Raw genomic sequence first — 16,961 nt, 5'->3', positions numbered from 1 at the left:
CGGAACTCCCATGCAGTTCGTTCTGGGTGGAAGACGAACGGAACGGCGTGGAACCGACAGCCGATAAGCGCCACAGCTCACTTTTTTGCGAGCCCCTCCGGCGACTGCTGCCGAAATGGTCAGCGTCCGGCCAGACTGCATCCGGGCTGCGGCGCGATCTTGCCGAGCGCACGGACCTGCACGAGATCCGTCCCTTGCGTCCTGGCGATGAACATGTTCATCGCCGCGTGGTGATCCTGACCAAGCGTCACCGGGCCGGTCGGCGACGGAACGGCGAGGCCCGCCATCGCGTCGATGATCGCCTCCTTGTCGAGCCTGCCGGCCTTCTCGGCCGCCGCCTTGAGCGCGATCAAGGTGTTGTAGTGCGTCATCACATAGTTCGACACCGCGACGCCCGGCTCCGCGGCGGCGCGGCCCTTCGCGACGAATGCCTTGACGGGAGGATCGTCGCTCGCCGCAACCGCCGGCACCACCGTCACCATGTTCTGGCCCTTGCCGCGGAAGATGCCGAGATCGACCTCCGACAATCCGAGGAACGCGACCGTGACGTCCTTCAGCAACCCGGCCTCGTCGGCCTGCCGAATGAAATCCATGCCGTCACCCTTCAGCGCGAACAACAGCACCTTGGCCTTGCTCGCCGCGACTTCCTTGATCAGCGGCGAGAAGTCGGTCTCAGTCCCCGGCGTGTACTTCGTCCCGACCACCTTGCCGCCGAGCTTTTCGATCAAGGGCTGCGCGATGTCGAACATCTGATGCGGCCAGACCCGGTCCGCGCCGAGCAGGAAATAGGTGTTGCCGTAGGTCTGCGTCATGTAGGGCAGCAGCTGGCCGAGCTCCTGGTTCGGCACCGCGCCGAACGAGAACAGATAGCGGCTGCATTTACCGCCCTCGTAATTGGTGGCGTAAAGCAGCGGCGTCTTCGAACTCTCGGCAAGCGGCACCAGCGCATTCAGATTGCGCGAGGTGATCGGGCCGACCACGGCAACGACGCCGTCTTTTTCGACCAGCGCGCGCATCGCGTCGGCGGCCGCCTCCGGCCGCGTCTTGTCGTCGGCATAGACGATCTCGACCGGCCGCCCGAGGATGCCGCCCGCGGCGTTGATATCCTTGGCGGCAAGATCGAGCCCGAGCTTGGCCTGCTGGCCGTAGAGCTCGACGCCGCCGGAGAACGGCAACACGGCGCCGATCCGGATCGGTCCGCCGGCTTCCGCCGCGTGCGATGGTTGAAGCATCGCACCGCAGATCAGCAGCGCGAACGTGATGCAGGTGATCGAGCGTGATGCCATGTGCGTCTTTCCTGCGAGGCCGGATGCGACCATGCTTTGATCGACATTATCGGCGCGGCACTGAAGAATTCGTCAAGCGCACCCTCATTTGCGTCACATTCGAGGCTATCCTTACCCCGCGCGCGTCGAGACATCTCCGCGCCCTTCTCCCCCAGATTTCCGGCCGGTCCGGCAGCCCGCATCCGCGGAATGCCGGCTCACGCCTCATCATGATCAACGAAAGGAGACCTCTTGCAAAACCGCTTCGTGCTGATCTCCGGCTGCTCCGGCGGCGGAAAATCGACCTTGCTGGCCGAGCTGCGCACCCGCGGCTACCCGGTCGTGGAGGAGCCCGGCCGCCGCATCGTCGCCGATGAGCTCGCCTCCGGCGGCAAGGCGTTGCCCTGGCTCGATACCGCGGCCTTCCTGCGTCGTGCCATCGACGTCGCGCTGAACGATATGACGCTGGCCGAAGCCCATTCCGGATGGGTATTCTTCGATCGCGGCCTGGTCGACGCGGCGTCGGCGCTGGAAGACCTGACGGGCGAGCCGGTGCTGCGCCCGGTCTGCTCAGTCTATCGCTACCACCGGCGCGTGTTCATGACACCGCCATGGCTGGAGATCTACGTCACCGACACCGAGCGGCGGCACGGGTTCGAGACGGCGACGGCGGAGTATCAACGGCTGATGGAGACGCTGCCCTCGCTCGGCTACGACGTCATCATCCTGCCGAAAGTATCGCCATCCGCGCGCGCCGATTTCGTGCTGGCAACGCTCGGCGGCTGCGCTGCACCTGTGGCCTGATCAGGCCGTCACTCGGCGGCCTCGCGATGCGGGACGCCCTGCTCGACATCGAGCTGCAGGATGTCGTTGAAGCGATTGAAGGCGCCGCACAGCGCGATCCGCCAGGTCAGCTCGACGATCTGGGCTTCCGAGAAATGCTCGCGCAGCCGCGCAAAAATCTCGTCGCGGGTCCTGTTCCAGTTGTTGGTGACGGCGATCGCATATTCGACCACGAGCTTGTCGACCGCGTCGAGCTCGGGATGATCCTGATAGTCGAGCAAGCGCTCGGCGCCCGCCTCTGAGACGCCCTGGATCGCGAGCTTCGGCGCATGGTGCGACACGCAATAGTCGCACTTGTTCAACAGCGACACCGTCACCAGCGCCAGTTCGAGATGCCGCTTCGAGATCACCGCCTCGTCCGCGAGATCGACCAGCAGCGACCACATGTGCTTGAAGATCGGCGGACGCTGCGCCATGACACCGGCCTGGTTCTCGAATGCACCATAGGTTGTCATGTTGTCCCACAGCGGCTTGAGCTCGGCCGGCAGGTCGTTCTTCGTCTTGATGGACACGCGCGACATGGATCTTGCCTCGGATCGGAGTTGAACGGATCCAGCCTGCCCCGCTTCGCCTGACACCGCAAGCCGCAGAGCCGCATGGCAAGTATCGCGTCAGGTCGGCGCCCCCAGAGGCGGTGACCCGCGCTGCAAAACCATCGCGTTACTAGAACGACGTCCCGCCGCCGAACCTGAACTCCTGCACGATGTCGTATTTGCCCTTCGTGATCGGCACGGCGTAATCGAAGCGCAGCGGCCCGAACGGCGACGCCCAGATCAGGCCGACGCCGACCGAGGTCCGCACCACGTTCTCATCGTCATATTGCAGGCCGCATTTGCAGGCGGCCGTATTCACCTCGCCCGTCGCGGCCCACGACGTCGGGCCTTGATAACCCCAGAGCGAGCCGGCGTCCGCATAGACCGCGCCCTTCAGCCCGACCTCCGACGGCAGGAACCAGAACGGCATCTGCAGCTCCATCGACGCGCCCCAATATTTGGTGCCGCCGAGCGCGTCCCCGACCGCCCCGAAGCTCGCATAGGTGATGTCACGCGGCCCGATGCCGTTGGTGGCGAAGCCGCGCACGAGGTTCGGCCCCATCTGGAAATGATCCAGCATGCGCAGATCGTTGTCGCCGACCTTGGTGAGCAGGCCGCCCTGCAGGTGGATCAGTCCGATCAGGTCGGACACCAGCGGCGTATAATATTTCGCGTCGACCGCGCTCTTCAGATACGTCACGTCGCCGCCGACGCCGGCGAAATCCTGCTTGAAATCGACCAGCAGGCCGTCGGTCGGGTTCTTGTTGTTGTCGAGGGTATTGTAGGTCAGGGTGTAGCCGAGCATCGAGGTCCAGGTCGGCCCCTCCGCCAGTTCCTTGCGGACGGGCAAGGTGGATTCGCCGTCGCCATAGCAACCATATCCATACAGCCCTGATGAGGCCGAGTTCGTCGGATCGACGCCGCCGAGTACACTCTGGATGTAGGCGGGCGTCGGATTGAACGCGAGCGAGGCGTTGGACGAATTGTTGTTGCAGTTCGCGTAGGCGCTATCGAGCGAGATTTCCTGCTGATAGAGCGAATACCGCAACTGCAGGGTCAGGTCCTCGCGCAAGGCGAGCCCAAGCCGCGGCGAAAATCCGATCGTCTTCACGCCATAGGTCGTGTAGTCGGTTGGCAACTGCTCCTTGTAATACGCATCGAGCCCGAGCGCGACGCGATAGTCGAGCAGATACGGTTCGACAAAGGACAGCGACAGACCGCGCGAGTATTGGCCGTAGCTGACCGTTGCCTTGGCAAACAGGCCACGGCCGAGCAGGTTGCGTTCGGAGATGCTGACCTCGGCGAGCGCGCCGTCGGTCGTGGAGTAACCGCCCGAGACGGAGAAGTCGCCGGTCGACTTTTCCTCCAGATTGACGATCAGAACAACGCGGTCGCTCGATGAACCGGGTTCGGTGGTGATCTTGACCGTCTTGAAGTAGTCCAGATTCTTCAGCCGCCGCTCGGCACGATCGACCAGCGCGCGGTTATACGCATCACCCTCGGAGAGATCGAACTCACGCCGGATCACGTAGTCGCGCGTGCGGCCGTTGCCGCGAATATCGATGCGTTCGATATAGGTATGCGGCCCCTCCTCGACACGAAACACGATCCCCACAGTGTGGGCCTCAAAATTCCGGTCACCATCCGGGCGGACCACCGCGAAGGCATAGCCGCGCCGTGACGCTTCGATCTGCATCTCCTCGACCGACTTCTCGACCGCTTCGGCATTGTAGAGCGAGCCTTCCCCGACCCGCGACAGTGACCTCAGGGTATTCGGATCGAAGCCCGCAATGGTCGAGCGGAAGCTCACGGTCGCAACGCGGTACTGCTGCCCCTCCTCCATCTTGAACGTCACCTGAAAACCCTTGTGCTCAGGGTCATACTCGGCGAGCGCGGCGACGACCTGCACGTCGGCGTAGCCGTGCTTCAAATAGAACCGGCGAATCAGGTCGCGGTCGGCCTCGACGCGATCGGGGTCGTAGATGTTGGCGTTGCCGAGGAAGCTCAGGAAGTTCGTCTCATGAGTCTTGATCACGTCCTTCAGGCGTGACGTCGAGAAGCTGTTATTCCCGATGAACTCGATGGTCTTGATGCCGGTCTTTGCGCCCTCGTCGACGGTGAAGACGAGATCGACGCGGTTGCTCGAGCGTTCGATGATCTGCGGCGTGACGTGCACGTCGTAGCGACCCGAGCGCCGATAGATCTCGGCAATCCTCAACGTGTCCGACTGCACCGTCGCCCGCGACAGCGTGCCCCGCGGCTTCGACTGCACCTCGGCCGAGAGCTGCTCGTCCTTGATCTTCTTGTTGCCCTCGAACGCGACACGGTCGATCACCGGATTCTCGGTCACCGAGACGACGATCCGTCCGCCCACGTGATTGATCTTGACGTCCTGGAACAACCCGGTCCCGACCAGCTCCTTGAGCCCGTCGTCGATCGCGGCCTGATCGAGGTGGCCGCCGGGCCCCGGCCGGAAATAGGAGCGGATGGTCTCCGCCTCGATCCTCCGGTTGCCTTCAACCGTGATCGCATCAACGGATTGGGCCGCAACCGGCGCCAACGCCAGCCATGTCACCGGCGTCCCCGGGACCGAAGAGCCCAGCAGCACGATCGCCGCGACAAAACTCCGCCACGTCTTCATTCCACACCTCGCGAACAAGCCGCCCGTTGTGACGGGACGGTGATGGCTGCGGTGTGGCTGCAGGATTGCGGGATTATTTCCAGTGATTTGGGACTGTGAGCGCCGCGCGACGCAGCCGCCGTCACGGTTTGTTTCCGGCCGCTGGCGACGCTCACAATTCAGAAACACTATGCTCACGAAAAGGCGCAATGCCGCCCACAAGCGACGCGTATGCTGGTTAATGGGTGGCTGAGCGCGTGCTGGAATGCGCGCGAAACGTTCCTATGACGAGGCCCAGTCGCGGACCATGCTTGCACACGCGCCAAAGATCCTGGTCGTCGAAGACGATCTGCAAACCAGAGACTTGATTGCCCGCTACCTCCGCGACCAGTCCTGCCTGGTGGCCACCGCCTCGAACGGCAGGGAAATGGATCGTTACCTTGCTGGCCATTCGCTTGATCTCGTCGTGCTCGATCTGATGCTGCCGGGAGAAGATGGATTGACCCTGTGCCGGCGCCTGCGCGGCGACTCGACGATTCCGATCATCATGCTGACGGCGAAAGGCGAAGACCTCGACCGGATCATCGGGCTCGAGATGGGCGCGGATGACTATCTCGCCAAGCCCTTCAATCCGCGCGAGCTGCTGGCGCGGATCAACGCCGTGCTGCGCCGCCAGGCCCAGGCCGGCCTTGCCGGCCGCTCCGAGCCGAGCGCCGCCCGCTTGCGCTTTCAGGATTGGATCATCGATCTTCGCCTGCGCGAACTGCGCGATCCCGACGGTGCCCAGGTTCCGCTGACGAGCGCGGAGTTCGACCTGCTGCAGGTGTTCTGCGAACGGCCCGGCCGGATCCTGACGCGCGATGGCCTGTTGACCATGACGCGCAGCCGGCCGGCGAGCCCGTTCGGGCGCAGCATCGACGTGCTGGTTAGCCGGCTGCGCCGCAAGCTCGACACGACCGAAGGATCGTCGATGATCCGGACGGTGCGCACCGGTGGGTACATCTTCACGCCGCATGTGGAGGAGGCATGAGCTGGACCCGCAGGATCGCCGCGCTGTTCAGCTTCCGGCGGATCAGCGGCCAGATCGCCGCGCTGATCCTGCTGTCGCTCGTGCTGATTCACGCGCTGATCGGGCTCTACATCGTCGGCCAGAAACCGAGAACGTTCCCGGACCGGCCCGTCCATCAGTTCAAAATGATCGCAAAGCTTCTGGCCGAGAGCTTCGGTGCCGACCGGGCAATGGTGCTGCAAGCTGCAAGGCGAGCCTTCCCCGCCCTCCACATCGCGCTGCACGAAGCAAGCCCAGGCCTGTCCGGTGATGGTTCATCCGGGACCACAGGCACGAGCACCGTCGATCCGGCTTCGTCCACGAAAGCCGTGCCGACGACGATTCGATTGCCCGACGGGGCCGTGGTCGTAGCGACGATCGGCCCGACAAAAATCCCGCCCTTCTTCGGAGGCTTCTGGGTCAGCACGATCCTGTTCCTGTTCGTAAGCGTCACGCTGCTCGGGGTGTGGGCCGGCCGCGCGCTCAGTGCTCCGCTCTCCGCGTTTGCCCGCGCCGCCGAGAATTTCAGCATCAGCCAGGCGGCTGCGCCGCTTCCTGAGACCGGTCCGGAGGAAATCCGCGCCGCAGCGGTCGCGCTCAATCGCATGCGCGAACGCATCACCACCCTGATGAATGACCGCACGCGGATGCTCGCTGCCATCAGTCACGATTTGCGCACGCCGATCACCCGGCTGCGGCTCCGGTCCGAATATATCGAGAACGATGCCCAGCGCGCAGAGACCCTGCACGACCTCGACCAGATGCAGGCCATGCTGGAATCCGTGCTGTCATTCCTGAGCGGCGGCAGCGCGGCGAAGCCGACCCTCGTGAACGTGGCCGCCCTGCTGCAGACGATCTGCGAGCAATTCTCCGATTGCGGACATGTCGTGCGCTACCAGGGCCCGCTCAGGGCTTCGCTCTCGATCCGCCCGAGCGAGATCAGCCGCACCGTGACCAACCTCGTCGAAAACGCCCTGCGGTTCGGAAGCGAGGTCGATATCCGGCTGACCGCTACCGCCGATCGGGCCACCATCGACGTCTCGGACGACGGCCCAGGGATTCCCGAGCACCGCCGGGCCGAGATGTTGAAGCCCTTCGTCCGCGGCGACGAGGCGCGCACCATGGACGAGAAAAGCGGCTTCGGACTTGGCCTTTCGATCGCTCATGCCATGGTATGCGGGCATGGCGGAGAGCTTTCCCTGCACGACAATGTGCCGCACGGCCTGCTTGTCCGCATCGCATTGCCGGGAGCCGTGCATCTCGGATCGGATCGAAGCGGGGCAAGCCCGTCTCGGCCCGCGCTTCGCGAGCTCGTGTCCGGCTAGGATCGCTTGCCCCTGCCGCCTGGCCGCTTCTGGTCAGTCCCGGTGCCCTTCAGTTCGTCCGGCGTGACACGGCAGTCGCCGTTCTTGTCGAATTGCAGAATGAACTCGCTCCGCTTCTCGACGAACTCGCGGCGGGCGATCTTGCCGTCCTGGTTCTCGTCGAAATAGCCGAAATCGGCATCGGCGAGTGCGCTGCCGGCGCGACGAACGCCTTCGAACTCCGCAGGCGTGAGCTGTCCGTCGTGATTGCGGTCGGCGCGATCGAACAACCTGCCGAGGTAGTCCTTCCACTCGTCGCAGGTGTAGACGCCGTCATGATTGCCGTCCCAGATCTCGGCCGCGTTCGCGGGCGAGCGGTCGGCATCCGCGCGCGGCGAAGGCTGCGCCTGGTCCGGCGACACCGGCTGCGCCGCTGCAAGCTGCAGGCTCATCGCGGCGATCATCCCGCAGATGGATCGTAACATTGCGCGCAATTCGATCTCTCCTCCGCGTCGTCGCCAAGCGAAATCGAGTTGCCGGTCGCGCCGTGGCGAAAATGCGGAAGGCTGCGACGTGGACACAGCACGTTACAATTTGCTGCCTCAGCATCAGCTCCTCTTCAGATCACCGCGAGTGTTCTGCAGCAGATTGTCGCGCAGCCTGACCACGCTCTTCTGGACGATCGGAAATTCGTCGCCGAGCCCGGTCGCTTCGACCAGGGACGCGTTGATCTCCTTGTCGAGCAGGCGCCGGCCAGCCGGCGTCAGGCTCACCCGCACCTGCCGCTCATCGGCGGGATCGCGGGTGCGGCTGATGTAGCCGCTCTGCTCCAGCTTCTTGAGGATCGGCGTCAGCGTGTTGGATTCCAGGAACAGCTTTTCGCCGAGCGCGCTGACGGTCTGATCGTCGGCCTCCGAGAGGGCGATCATGGCGATGTACTGGGTGTAGGTCAGGCCGACCGCATCCAGGATCGGCTTGTAGGCGCGGCCGAAGGCCAGATTGGCCGAATAGACCGCAAAGCACAGAAAATTCGACAGTTTTCGGCCCTTGGTCTCGGCCTTCGAGGTGCGGGTCACGGGCGTCTCCGGAGTTCGTGAAGTCCGGCCCAATATAAATCGCATCCGATTAAATCGGAAGTGCTTGACATCGCCGGATCACGGGTTTATTTCACATCGTATTCGATTAGATCGGATACGATGTAACTTCATCCAACAGGAGTTCGCCATGACCGCCAATGCCAAGGTTCTCTTCACCGGAAAGACCCACGTCACCGCCGGCGCGAACGGCGCCGCGCGCTCGCGCGACGGCTTCCTCGACATCAGGCTGGCGCAGCCGCACCCGGCCGCCGAAAACCTGTTCGCCGCCGCCTGGTCGGCCTGCTACATCGGCGCGATCCAGCTCGCCGCCGGACAGCGCAAGATCAAGCTCGCGAGCGAGCCCGAGGTCGACGCCGAGATCGATCTGAACCAGGCCGGCGGCGCGTTCTTCCTGAGCGCGCGCCTCAACGTCCACGTTCCCGGCGTCGAGCGCGAGGTTGCGCAGGAGCTGATCGAGGCCGCGCACGGCATCTGCCCCTACTCCAAGGCGGTCCACGGCAACATCGCCGTCACCACCACCCTTGTCTGAAACGAGCCCATGACGACCTCCGACGCGGGCCGGCAAATGCCGGTTCGCGGTCGAAAGAAGCCCAGAGAGACCAATCGAGGAATTCGAGATGACCAGCAAGCTGATGAAGGCGACGCGCCTGCTCGCAAGGGCGGCTCTGATCGCCGGAAGTTTCCTGACGATCCCGAGCGCGCAGGCGCAGCAACCGGCTGGCTTCACGCGAACCGACTTGCAGCGCCATGACCTCAGCGCCCCCGGGCGTGAAGCCGTTCAGGTGCGGGTCGACATCGAGCCAGGCAAGGCGTTCGGCCGGCACACCCATCCGGGCGAAGAGATCATCTATGTGCTATCAGGCACGCTCGAATACGACGTCGACGGCAGACCGCCGGCGACGCTGAAGGCCGGCGACGTGCTGTTCATTCCCGCGGGCACGGTCCATGCGGCGAAGAACGTCGGCAACGTGACGGCCAGCGAGCTTGCGACCTACATCGTCGAGAAGGACAAGCCGCTGCTGACCCTCGTGAAGTGACCGAACCCGCCTGCCCGCCCCACGCTTGGGGCGAGCGCGGCAAGATCAGGTTCACTTCGTGCAGGGAACCTCGGCCTGCACCGGCCGCGCGTTGAAGATCAGGAAGCTGATCGCGGCCAGGATCCACACACCGATGCCGCCATAGAGCATCACCCAGCCGAAACCGCTCGCAAGTGCCTGATGCATGATCGGGCCCGTCAGCTCCGGCGCGGATGCGGCATCGCCGGACGCGATCCGCTCGGCGATGACGCGGAGCTGTGCGCCGTCTAGTGCCGGCAGTACCGCCCTCAGATGCGCGAGCACGCCGCTTGCCAGAATGAAGCCCATCAGCGCGATGTTGACCGACAGCGACACCATCCGCGCGCTCATGTCGATGCCCGAGGCCATGCCGGCGCGGTCGTTCGAGACCGAGCCGGTGGTCGTGTTGGTGACCGGCGTGTTGGTGATGCCGAGGCCGATTCCGGCAAGCAGGCAGCCCGGCAGCATCGTCAGCCAGTCCGGCCGCGCGGCGGCGCTGCCGAACTTCATCAGCATGAAGCCGGCGCCGATGGCGAATAGCCCCGCCGGAATGATCACGCCCGGCTGATAGCGCAGCGACAGCCGTTCGGCGAAGGGCGGCATCACCAGTGTCGGCAGCGTGTAGGCAAGCAAGGCAAGTCCGGCGGATACACTGTCATAGCCGAGACCGGCGTGAAACCAGATCGGCAGATAGATCATGAAGGGCCAGTAGCTGATGTTCATCGCGGCAGAGCCGATGATCGAACCGGAGAAAGCCGGAATCCGAAACACTGAAAAGTCGAACATCGGCCGTCGGCTGACTTTCTCGGCAACGAGGAATGCGACGAAGCTCACGGCGGAGACGCCGAGAATTGCGAGCCCCTTCGGGCCGGCGAAGCCGAGATCCGGTCCCTGCGTGATGTAGAAGGCGAGACAGAACACCGCGAGCGACATCGTCACGATGCCGGCGACGTCGAGGCTGCTCGCCTTCGGATCCTTCGACTCATGCACGCCACCGATCGTGAGCACGAACGCAACGGCTGCGAACAGCACGTGGACGAGGAACACCCACTCCCAGCTCAGCACTGCGGCGACAGCGCCACCGATGATCGGCCCGAAGCCGAGGCCGAGGCCGAAAATAACGCCCCACCAGCCCCAGGCAACGGCGCGCACCCGGCCGCCCTGGAATTCGTGCGACAACACGGCGATCTGACAGATCAAGAGCGCGCCGCCGCTCAAGCCCTGCAGGAACCGGGCGATGATCAGCATTTCGACGCTTTGAGACATGCCGCAGATCAGCGACGTGATGCCGAACGCCGCGATCGCGACCAGGAAGATGCGCTTGCGCCCGTAGCGGTCCGCCACCGTCCCGATCGCCATCAGCACCGTGGTCACCGCGATGGTGTAGGCGTTCATGATCCATTGCAGCGCCTTGAAGTCGGCATGCAGCACCCGCTCAAGCGTCGGCAGGATGGCGGGAATGCTGGATATCTCCAATCCAAACATCAGGCAGGCTAGGCATACGGCGGACAGCACGACGGCACCGCGGCGGCTCAATTCAGTGGACATGATCAGGCCTTTTGTTGTGGCGAGCCAACGGCATACCGCACGCTGTTGCCAGGGTGCTGGCAGCAGCGTCGATCGATCGACTCACGATGTATTGAGGCGGCAGCGGCAGGAATCGGGTGGCCGCGGCGCTTCACGACGCAAAGCTAGTCATGGCTTGAGCATTGGTGAATTGGATGACTAGATATTTCAGAGACAACAAATCCGGATGACTGACATGACCACGCTCGACGTCGACGCCGTGAAGACATTCGTGACCATCGCCGACCTCAAGAGCTTTACCCGCGCTGCCGAAGCGCTCGGCACGACGCAGGGCGCGATCAGCGTCAAGCTGAAGCGGCTGGAGCGCCAGGTCGGCCATCGACTGATCGAGCGGACGCCGCGGCTGGTGCGCCTGTCGACACAGGGTGCTGCGTTCCTCGCGCCCGCACGCGACCTGCTCGCCGCGCATGATCGCGCCGTCGCTGGGCTGTCGTCCGTGCCGCAAGGTCGCTTCTCGCTCGGCATCGCCACGCATGTCGGCGGTGCCGAGGTGCCGACCCTGCTGGCGCGCCTCCATGCGCATGACCCGGCGCTCACCATCGAGGTACGGCTCGATGATTCCCGCGACCTGCTCACGGCCTTCGATCGCGGCGACATCGACGCCGTCATCATCCGCCGCGAGGACGATCGCCGCGACGGCGAGATGCTGGCAACGGATCATTATGGCTGGTTCGCCACGCCGGACTTTGTCCATCGCGCCGGTGAGCCGCTGCGCCTCGCCGCCTCCTCGCCATCCTGCGGCGTGCTCAACATCGCGACACGCGCGCTCGCGGCGGCCGGCATCCGGTGGACGGAAAGCTTTCTCGGCTGCGGATCCTTTGCCGTCGCCGACGCGGTTGCCGCCGGCCTTGCCACATCCGTGTTCTCCTGCCGCCTTGCACCGGCCGGGACGATCGAGGTCGGCCGGCGATTCGGCCTGCCCGCGCTTCCGCCGTCGGAGATCGTGCTGCTGTCGGCGCTCACGGATGCAAAATCGCGTGTAGCGCTGAAAACGATCGTCAGCGCCTTTCGTGAACACCACCGGCTACCCGCGGATCACGCGGCAAGGACCGTCCCGACGGAAGTTCTCGAGATGTGAACGATCCGCGCGCCGGCCGACTAGCGCCGGACGCGGCCGGCGCGTTTTCCCTCGAACAGCGCACGCTCCGACGCGAGCGCCTTGGCGAGGAAATCGAGCGTCGCGCGGATGCGCGCGGTGCGCTTGAGGTCGTCATGCGTCAATAGCCACAGCGCCGAGCGCGGCTCGGCCAGTGCCTTCGGTGTCACGCGGTGCAGCGCGGGCGCAAGGTCGCCGACATAACAGGGAAGCAGAGCAAGGCCCATTCCTGCCACGGCAGCATCGCGGAGCGCGGGAAGCGCGTCGACGCGACAGGCGATGTGCGCCGCACGCAGCTTCTCGCGCATCCAGCCGGCTATGACGGTCCCCGCCAGCGCGTCGTCGAGCCCGACCCAGTCATGCGCCGACAGGTCCTTGTCGCCGCGCCGGGCGAGATAGGCGCGCGATCCGTAGACCGCATGGGCAATGTCGGCGATGCGGCGTCCGACCAGCAGTTCGGACGGGGCCGGCGTCGGCCGGATCGCGATTTCGGCCTCGCGGCGCGTCAGGTTCGCCATCGCATTGGAGATGATAATCTCCGGCTGGATCTCCGGATGCGCGGCGCGCATCGCGGGCAGATGCCGCACCAGCACCGCGCCGAGCGTATCCGTTGTCGTGATCCGCACCGTGCCTGACGGCCGTAGGTCCTGTCCCGCCAGCCGGCGCTCGAGCGCAAGCACCTCGTCCTCCAGCCGCGCCGCCGATGCCGCCGCGGTCTCGCCGGCCGGCGTCGGCGCATAGCCGTCGCGGAAACGTTCGAACAGCCGCGTTCCGATCGCGGTTTCGATCGTGCCAAGGCGACGAAACACCGTCGAATGCGTGACGCCGAGCTTGCGCGCCGCCCCCGACAGGCTGCCCTCCCGCGCGATTGCAAGCACGAGACGGAGGTCATTCCAGTCGAGAGGGCCGCGCATTTTTGCAAACTCACTTCGCATATCTGGAGAATATCTTATCATGGACGGACAGGCCATCTTCTCGATGTTTCGATCGACATCGCGTGCCTTAGGCGACCCGCCGTCGATCGCCGGGAGGAGCTGCCAGGTGACAAGCGAGACCACCGAGACATTCCGATTGCACGACAGCCGGCCGGCAACGGTCGACCCGCGGCGATGGCTGGCGCTGCCCGTGCTGCTCACGGGCGCCTTCCTGCCGATCCTCGATTTCAACGTCGTCAACCTCGCACTGCCCGCCATCCGCGACAATCTCGGCGCGACGGCGAGCGAAGTGCAGTTCGTGATCGCGGCCTATGCGGCGACCTACGCGGTCTTCCTGATTACGGGCGGCCGGCTCGGCGACCTCCTGGGGCGGCGGCGCATGTTCCTCGTCGGCGTCGCCGGCTTCACGATCGCGTCCGTACTGTGCGGCATCGCGTGGTCGCCGCCGGTTCTGGTCGCCGGGCGCATCCTGCAAGGCCTCACCGCCACCGTGATGGCGCCGCAGGTGCTGGCCTCGATCCGCGTGCTGTTCCCAGCGGCTGAACAGGGCCGCGCGCTCGGCTTCTATGGCGCGACGTTTGGCCTGGCAAACATCTGCGGCCAGGTGCTGGGCGGCGTCCTGGTCTCGGCCCATCCGTTCGGGCTGGCCTGGCAGGCGATCTTCCTGATCAACGTGCCGATCGGCCTCGCCGCGTTCATCGGCGGCCTGCTTTACCTGACCGACTCGCGCGCCGAGCACGCGCAGCGGCTCGACATCGGCGGCGTCATCCTGCTGTCGCTCACGCTCGGCCTCCTGGTCTACCCGCTGATCGAGGGCCGGGAATCCGGCTGGCCTGCCTGGATCATTGCGATGCTGCTCGCCTCTCCACTGATGCTTGCGGCCTTCATCCGCTTCGAGGCGCACCTCTCTGCGCGCGGCGGCGATCCGCTGGTCGCCCTGCATCTGCTGCGCAACAGTGATTTCGTCATCGGGCTGCTGATGGCGCTCGTCTTCTACATGCTGTCGTCGTTCTATCTGACCTTTGCGGTCTACCTGCAAAGCGGACGACATCAATCGCCGCTGGCGGCCGGCCTCGCCACCCTGCCGTTCGCCACCGGCTTCTTCGTGAGTTCGCTCGTCTCATCGCTTGTCATGCGATGGCTCGGCACGCGCGCGCTGACGCTGGGCTTCGCGCTCCAGGTCATCGGCTTCGGGATCGTGATTCTGTCGGTCAGCGGCACGCTGTCGCAAAGCCTTGAATTCGGCCTGATTTGCGGCGGGCTCGGCTTCGGCACCGTGATGCCCTCGGTCATCAGGGCCGTGATCGGGAGCATCGATCCGCGCCATGCCGGGCTTGCGTCCGGCATGATGATCTCGACCTTCCAGATCGGCGCCGCACTCGGCGTCGCCGTGATCGGCGGCGTGTTCTACAGCCTGCTCGGGCCGCATCCGCAAGCCGATGATTACGCGCACGCCTTCACGATCGCGCTCGGCTGCAACGTCGCGCTGCTGGCGCTCGGCGGCTGGCTATCGCTGTGGCTGCCGCGCGAGCCGGCGATTTGAAATCGATATCGCCGCTGCCGCTATGTCTTCGCGGTCTGGCGCGGCGGCGAAAACAGCAGCTTGAGCAGGCCGGCAGCCATGAACGTCATCAGGGCAAGGCCGACCGAGAGATAGAGCGCGTATGCGTCGCCCAGCCGGTCGATCACGATCGCATAGAGCAACGGCGCCGCCGCCGGCAGGATGAAGCTCGGAACAATGAGCCGGCCAACCAGCGTGCCATAGCTGCGATGATCGAACAGAATCAGCGGCAGCGTTCCCCTGGTGATGGTCAGAATGCCGTTGCAGGCGCCGTAGAGCAGCGCGAATGCGATACCCATCTCCTTCGACGATCCGCTGAACAGGCCGGCGATGAACGACAGCGGCATGATCGCGCAGGCCATCAAGTTAAGCGCGAGCGGATCGAACCTGGCGCCGAACAGGACCTCACAGAGACGGGCAGCCGATTGCCCAATGCCGCGGAGCGTCGCAATCCATACGGCCACCGTGACGGTGAGCCCGAGGCCGCTAAGCACTGCAATCATATGCGCGGACATGCCGGCATTCAGGAAGTTGGCCCCGGTCATGATCACAGCATAGAGCCCGCCCGCCGCGGCAAGCCGCCCGGGTCCGACGGCGCGCGGTTGCTTCGGCACCAACGCAGCAGAACCAGGCACGCCGGCAAACCGCTTATCCGGAATCATCAGGTGCAGCGGGATCGTCAGCAGCGCAAAGCCGCCATATGCCAGCACCGCCATGCGCCAGCCGAAATATTCCGAGAGCGTATGGCCGAGCGGCCAGAACACGGTTGCCGCCAGGCCACCGAGCAAGGTGATCCCGGACATCGCGCGGCGCGCCTCCGGTCCGCCGATCCGGGCCAGCGCCGCGAAGGCGGCATCGTACAGCGTCAGCCGCATGCCGAGGCCGAGAACGAGCCACGACGCGAAATAGGTATCGATCTGATGGGAGACCGCGAGACCGGCGCAGCCGAGCGCGTTGATCACGGCGCCGGCGACCATCACCTGCCGGCCACCGCTGCTATCCACCCACCGGCCCACGAGCGGCGACGCCACACCCATCACCAGGAGCGCAGCGGCGAATCCACCGTAGACGATGTCGCGGCTCCAGCCGAGATCCGCTGATATCTGCTCGCCGAAGCCGCCGATCAGATAGTAGGTCGCGCCCCACGAGATCAGCTGCGCCAATCCGAGGGCGACCACGACCCGGCGTGCGATCACCGGGCTATTTCCGTGTCCGAAGGAAGCGCGGAAGCGCCCAACCCGAGCGGCCGCTGCATCAGGACGGTGTCGACCCATTGCCCAAGCTTGAAGCCGACCGATCGCAGCGTTCCGACCATCTCGAAGCCCATGCGACGGTGCAGCGCGATCGATCCGGCGTTGCCACTGTTGCCGATCACGGCGATCATCTGCCGCCAGGGCCCCGCCTCCGACCGTGCGATCAGCGCCTGCAGCAGCGCCGCGCCGACGCGGCGGCCGCGCAAGGCTTCCGACACATAGACCGAGTCTTCAATGGTGTTGCGATAGGCAGGCCGCGGCCGGTACGCGGTCGCGTAGGAGTAGCCGGCCACGCGGCCGTCGATATCGGCCACGAGATACGGCAGCCCCGCGGCCAGCACGGCGGCGCGGCGCGTCAGCATCTCGTGGAGCGTCGGCGGCACCTCCTCGAAGGTCGCGAGCCCATGGAGCACGTGGTGCGCATAGATGCGCTGCACCTCCGCCATGTCGACCTCGGTGGCGTCGCGGATCACGGTGTCTTCGCTGTCTCTCATCATTCCACTCTCGTCTCGCGGCATCATGCCTGCGCTTCGGCGGCGCGTCGGTGCGGGCTGCAGGCTCCACGGGCTCATCTCGACGTCGCTGCGCGACAGCCCGACATCCGCCAGCAGGCGATCGTCGAGTTCGCGCAGCGCCTGCCGGCGGCGAGTGCGCGAATGCGGCGAGACCGCAAGATAGCGCCCCCAGCTCGACGATGACGCCGCCAATGGATTTGAGGCCGGACAATGCCTGCCCCCGATCTGGCCGAGGCCGTCGCTTGCCGG

16 protein-coding genes are annotated in these 16,961 nt (G+C 65.2%); 7 read left to right on the top strand and 9 right to left on the bottom strand.

Annotation, left to right across the window (positions count from 1 at the left end):
* Positions 1-119 precede the first annotated feature (119 nt).
* On the bottom strand, positions 120-1,286 hold the full coding sequence (locus tag ACVILL_RS29990) for a substrate-binding protein (protein WP_456732353.1): 1,167 nt from the start codon (positions 1,284-1,286) through the stop codon (positions 120-122).
* Positions 1,287-1,517: 231 nt separating this feature from the next.
* Between ACVILL_RS29990 and ACVILL_RS29985 the strand changes: the two genes are divergently transcribed.
* Positions 1,518-2,069 (top strand): AAA family ATPase, encoded by a 552-nt coding sequence (locus tag ACVILL_RS29985; protein WP_456732352.1) that lies wholly within the window; start codon positions 1,518-1,520, stop codon positions 2,067-2,069.
* An 8-nt stretch (positions 2,070-2,077) separates the two neighbouring features.
* On the opposite strand, the gene ACVILL_RS29980 is transcribed toward ACVILL_RS29985, so the two are convergent.
* Entirely contained in the window at positions 2,078-2,629 is a 552-nt protein-coding gene (locus tag ACVILL_RS29980) for a carboxymuconolactone decarboxylase family protein (RefSeq protein WP_456732351.1), read from the bottom strand.
* A gap of 142 nt (positions 2,630-2,771) precedes the next feature.
* Positions 2,772-5,282, bottom strand: coding sequence for an outer membrane protein assembly factor BamA (gene bamA / locus ACVILL_RS29975; protein ID WP_456732350.1), 2,511 nt, complete (start codon positions 5,280-5,282; stop codon positions 2,772-2,774).
* Between the two features lie 286 nt (positions 5,283-5,568).
* Here bamA and ACVILL_RS29970 point away from each other — a divergent pair, with 286 nt between their 5' ends.
* The gene (locus tag ACVILL_RS29970) at positions 5,569-6,291 is read left to right on the top strand and encodes a response regulator (protein WP_456734399.1); all 723 of its coding nucleotides are present in this window, start codon (positions 5,569-5,571) and stop codon (positions 6,289-6,291) included.
* Positions 6,288-7,634: an ATP-binding protein gene (locus ACVILL_RS29965; RefSeq protein WP_456732349.1), complete on the top strand. Its 1,347-nt coding sequence runs from the start codon at positions 6,288-6,290 to the stop codon at positions 7,632-7,634. The genes ACVILL_RS29970 and ACVILL_RS29965 overlap by 4 nt, the downstream gene beginning before the upstream one ends.
* Here ACVILL_RS29965 and ACVILL_RS29960 read toward each other — a convergent pair.
* Entirely contained in the window at positions 7,631-8,098 is a 468-nt protein-coding gene (locus tag ACVILL_RS29960; protein WP_456732348.1) for an EF-hand domain-containing protein, read from the bottom strand. The two genes, ACVILL_RS29965 and ACVILL_RS29960, sit on opposite strands and share 4 nt — an antisense overlap.
* Positions 8,099-8,221: 123 nt before the next feature.
* Entirely contained in the window at positions 8,222-8,689 is a 468-nt protein-coding gene (locus ACVILL_RS29955; protein WP_456732347.1) for a MarR family winged helix-turn-helix transcriptional regulator, read from the bottom strand.
* A gap of 148 nt (positions 8,690-8,837) precedes the next feature.
* Between ACVILL_RS29955 and ACVILL_RS29950 the strand changes: the two genes are divergently transcribed.
* Together ACVILL_RS29950 and ACVILL_RS29945 are read left to right on the top strand one after the other, a co-directional pair.
* On the top strand, positions 8,838-9,239 hold the full coding sequence (locus ACVILL_RS29950) for an Ohr family peroxiredoxin (RefSeq protein ID WP_456732346.1): 402 nt from the start codon (positions 8,838-8,840) through the stop codon (positions 9,237-9,239).
* Positions 9,240-9,342: 103 nt separating this feature from the next.
* The gene (locus ACVILL_RS29945; RefSeq protein ID WP_456734398.1) at positions 9,343-9,747 is read left to right on the top strand and encodes a cupin domain-containing protein; all 405 of its coding nucleotides are present in this window, start codon (positions 9,343-9,345) and stop codon (positions 9,745-9,747) included.
* Between the two features lie 51 nt (positions 9,748-9,798).
* Here the strand turns inward: ACVILL_RS29945 and ACVILL_RS29940 are convergent, their stop codons facing one another.
* On the bottom strand, positions 9,799-11,313 hold the full coding sequence (locus ACVILL_RS29940) for an MFS transporter (RefSeq protein ID WP_456732345.1): 1,515 nt from the start codon (positions 11,311-11,313) through the stop codon (positions 9,799-9,801).
* A gap of 214 nt (positions 11,314-11,527) precedes the next feature.
* Here ACVILL_RS29940 and ACVILL_RS29935 point away from each other — a divergent pair, with 214 nt between their 5' ends.
* Entirely contained in the window at positions 11,528-12,430 is a 903-nt protein-coding gene (locus tag ACVILL_RS29935) for a LysR family transcriptional regulator (RefSeq protein ID WP_456732344.1), read from the top strand.
* Between the two features lie 20 nt (positions 12,431-12,450).
* Here ACVILL_RS29935 and ACVILL_RS29930 read toward each other — a convergent pair whose 3' ends face one another.
* Positions 12,451-13,362: a LysR family transcriptional regulator gene (locus ACVILL_RS29930; protein ID WP_456732343.1), complete on the bottom strand. Its 912-nt coding sequence runs from the start codon at positions 13,360-13,362 to the stop codon at positions 12,451-12,453.
* A gap of 127 nt (positions 13,363-13,489) precedes the next feature.
* Here ACVILL_RS29930 and ACVILL_RS29925 point away from each other — a divergent pair, with 127 nt between their 5' ends.
* Positions 13,490-14,926: an MFS transporter gene (locus ACVILL_RS29925; protein WP_456732342.1), complete on the top strand. Its 1,437-nt coding sequence runs from the start codon at positions 13,490-13,492 to the stop codon at positions 14,924-14,926.
* A gap of 20 nt (positions 14,927-14,946) precedes the next feature.
* On the opposite strand, the gene ACVILL_RS29920 is transcribed toward ACVILL_RS29925, so the two are convergent.
* Both ACVILL_RS29920 and ACVILL_RS29915 read right to left on the bottom strand, forming a co-directional pair.
* Positions 14,947-16,140, bottom strand: coding sequence for an MFS transporter (locus tag ACVILL_RS29920; RefSeq protein ID WP_456732341.1), 1,194 nt, complete (start codon positions 16,138-16,140; stop codon positions 14,947-14,949).
* Complete coding sequence (locus ACVILL_RS29915) at positions 16,137-16,904, bottom strand: GNAT family N-acetyltransferase (protein WP_456732340.1); 768 nt, start codon at positions 16,902-16,904, stop codon at positions 16,137-16,139. Before ACVILL_RS29915 ends, ACVILL_RS29920 begins: the two co-directional genes overlap by 4 nt.
* Positions 16,905-16,961 lie beyond the last annotated feature (57 nt).

It is taken from the genome of Bradyrhizobium sp. USDA 3364 (assembly GCF_054056355.1).
The sequence above is the reverse complement of the archived record's forward strand: the minus strand, read 5'-3'. Positions and strand labels throughout refer to the sequence as shown.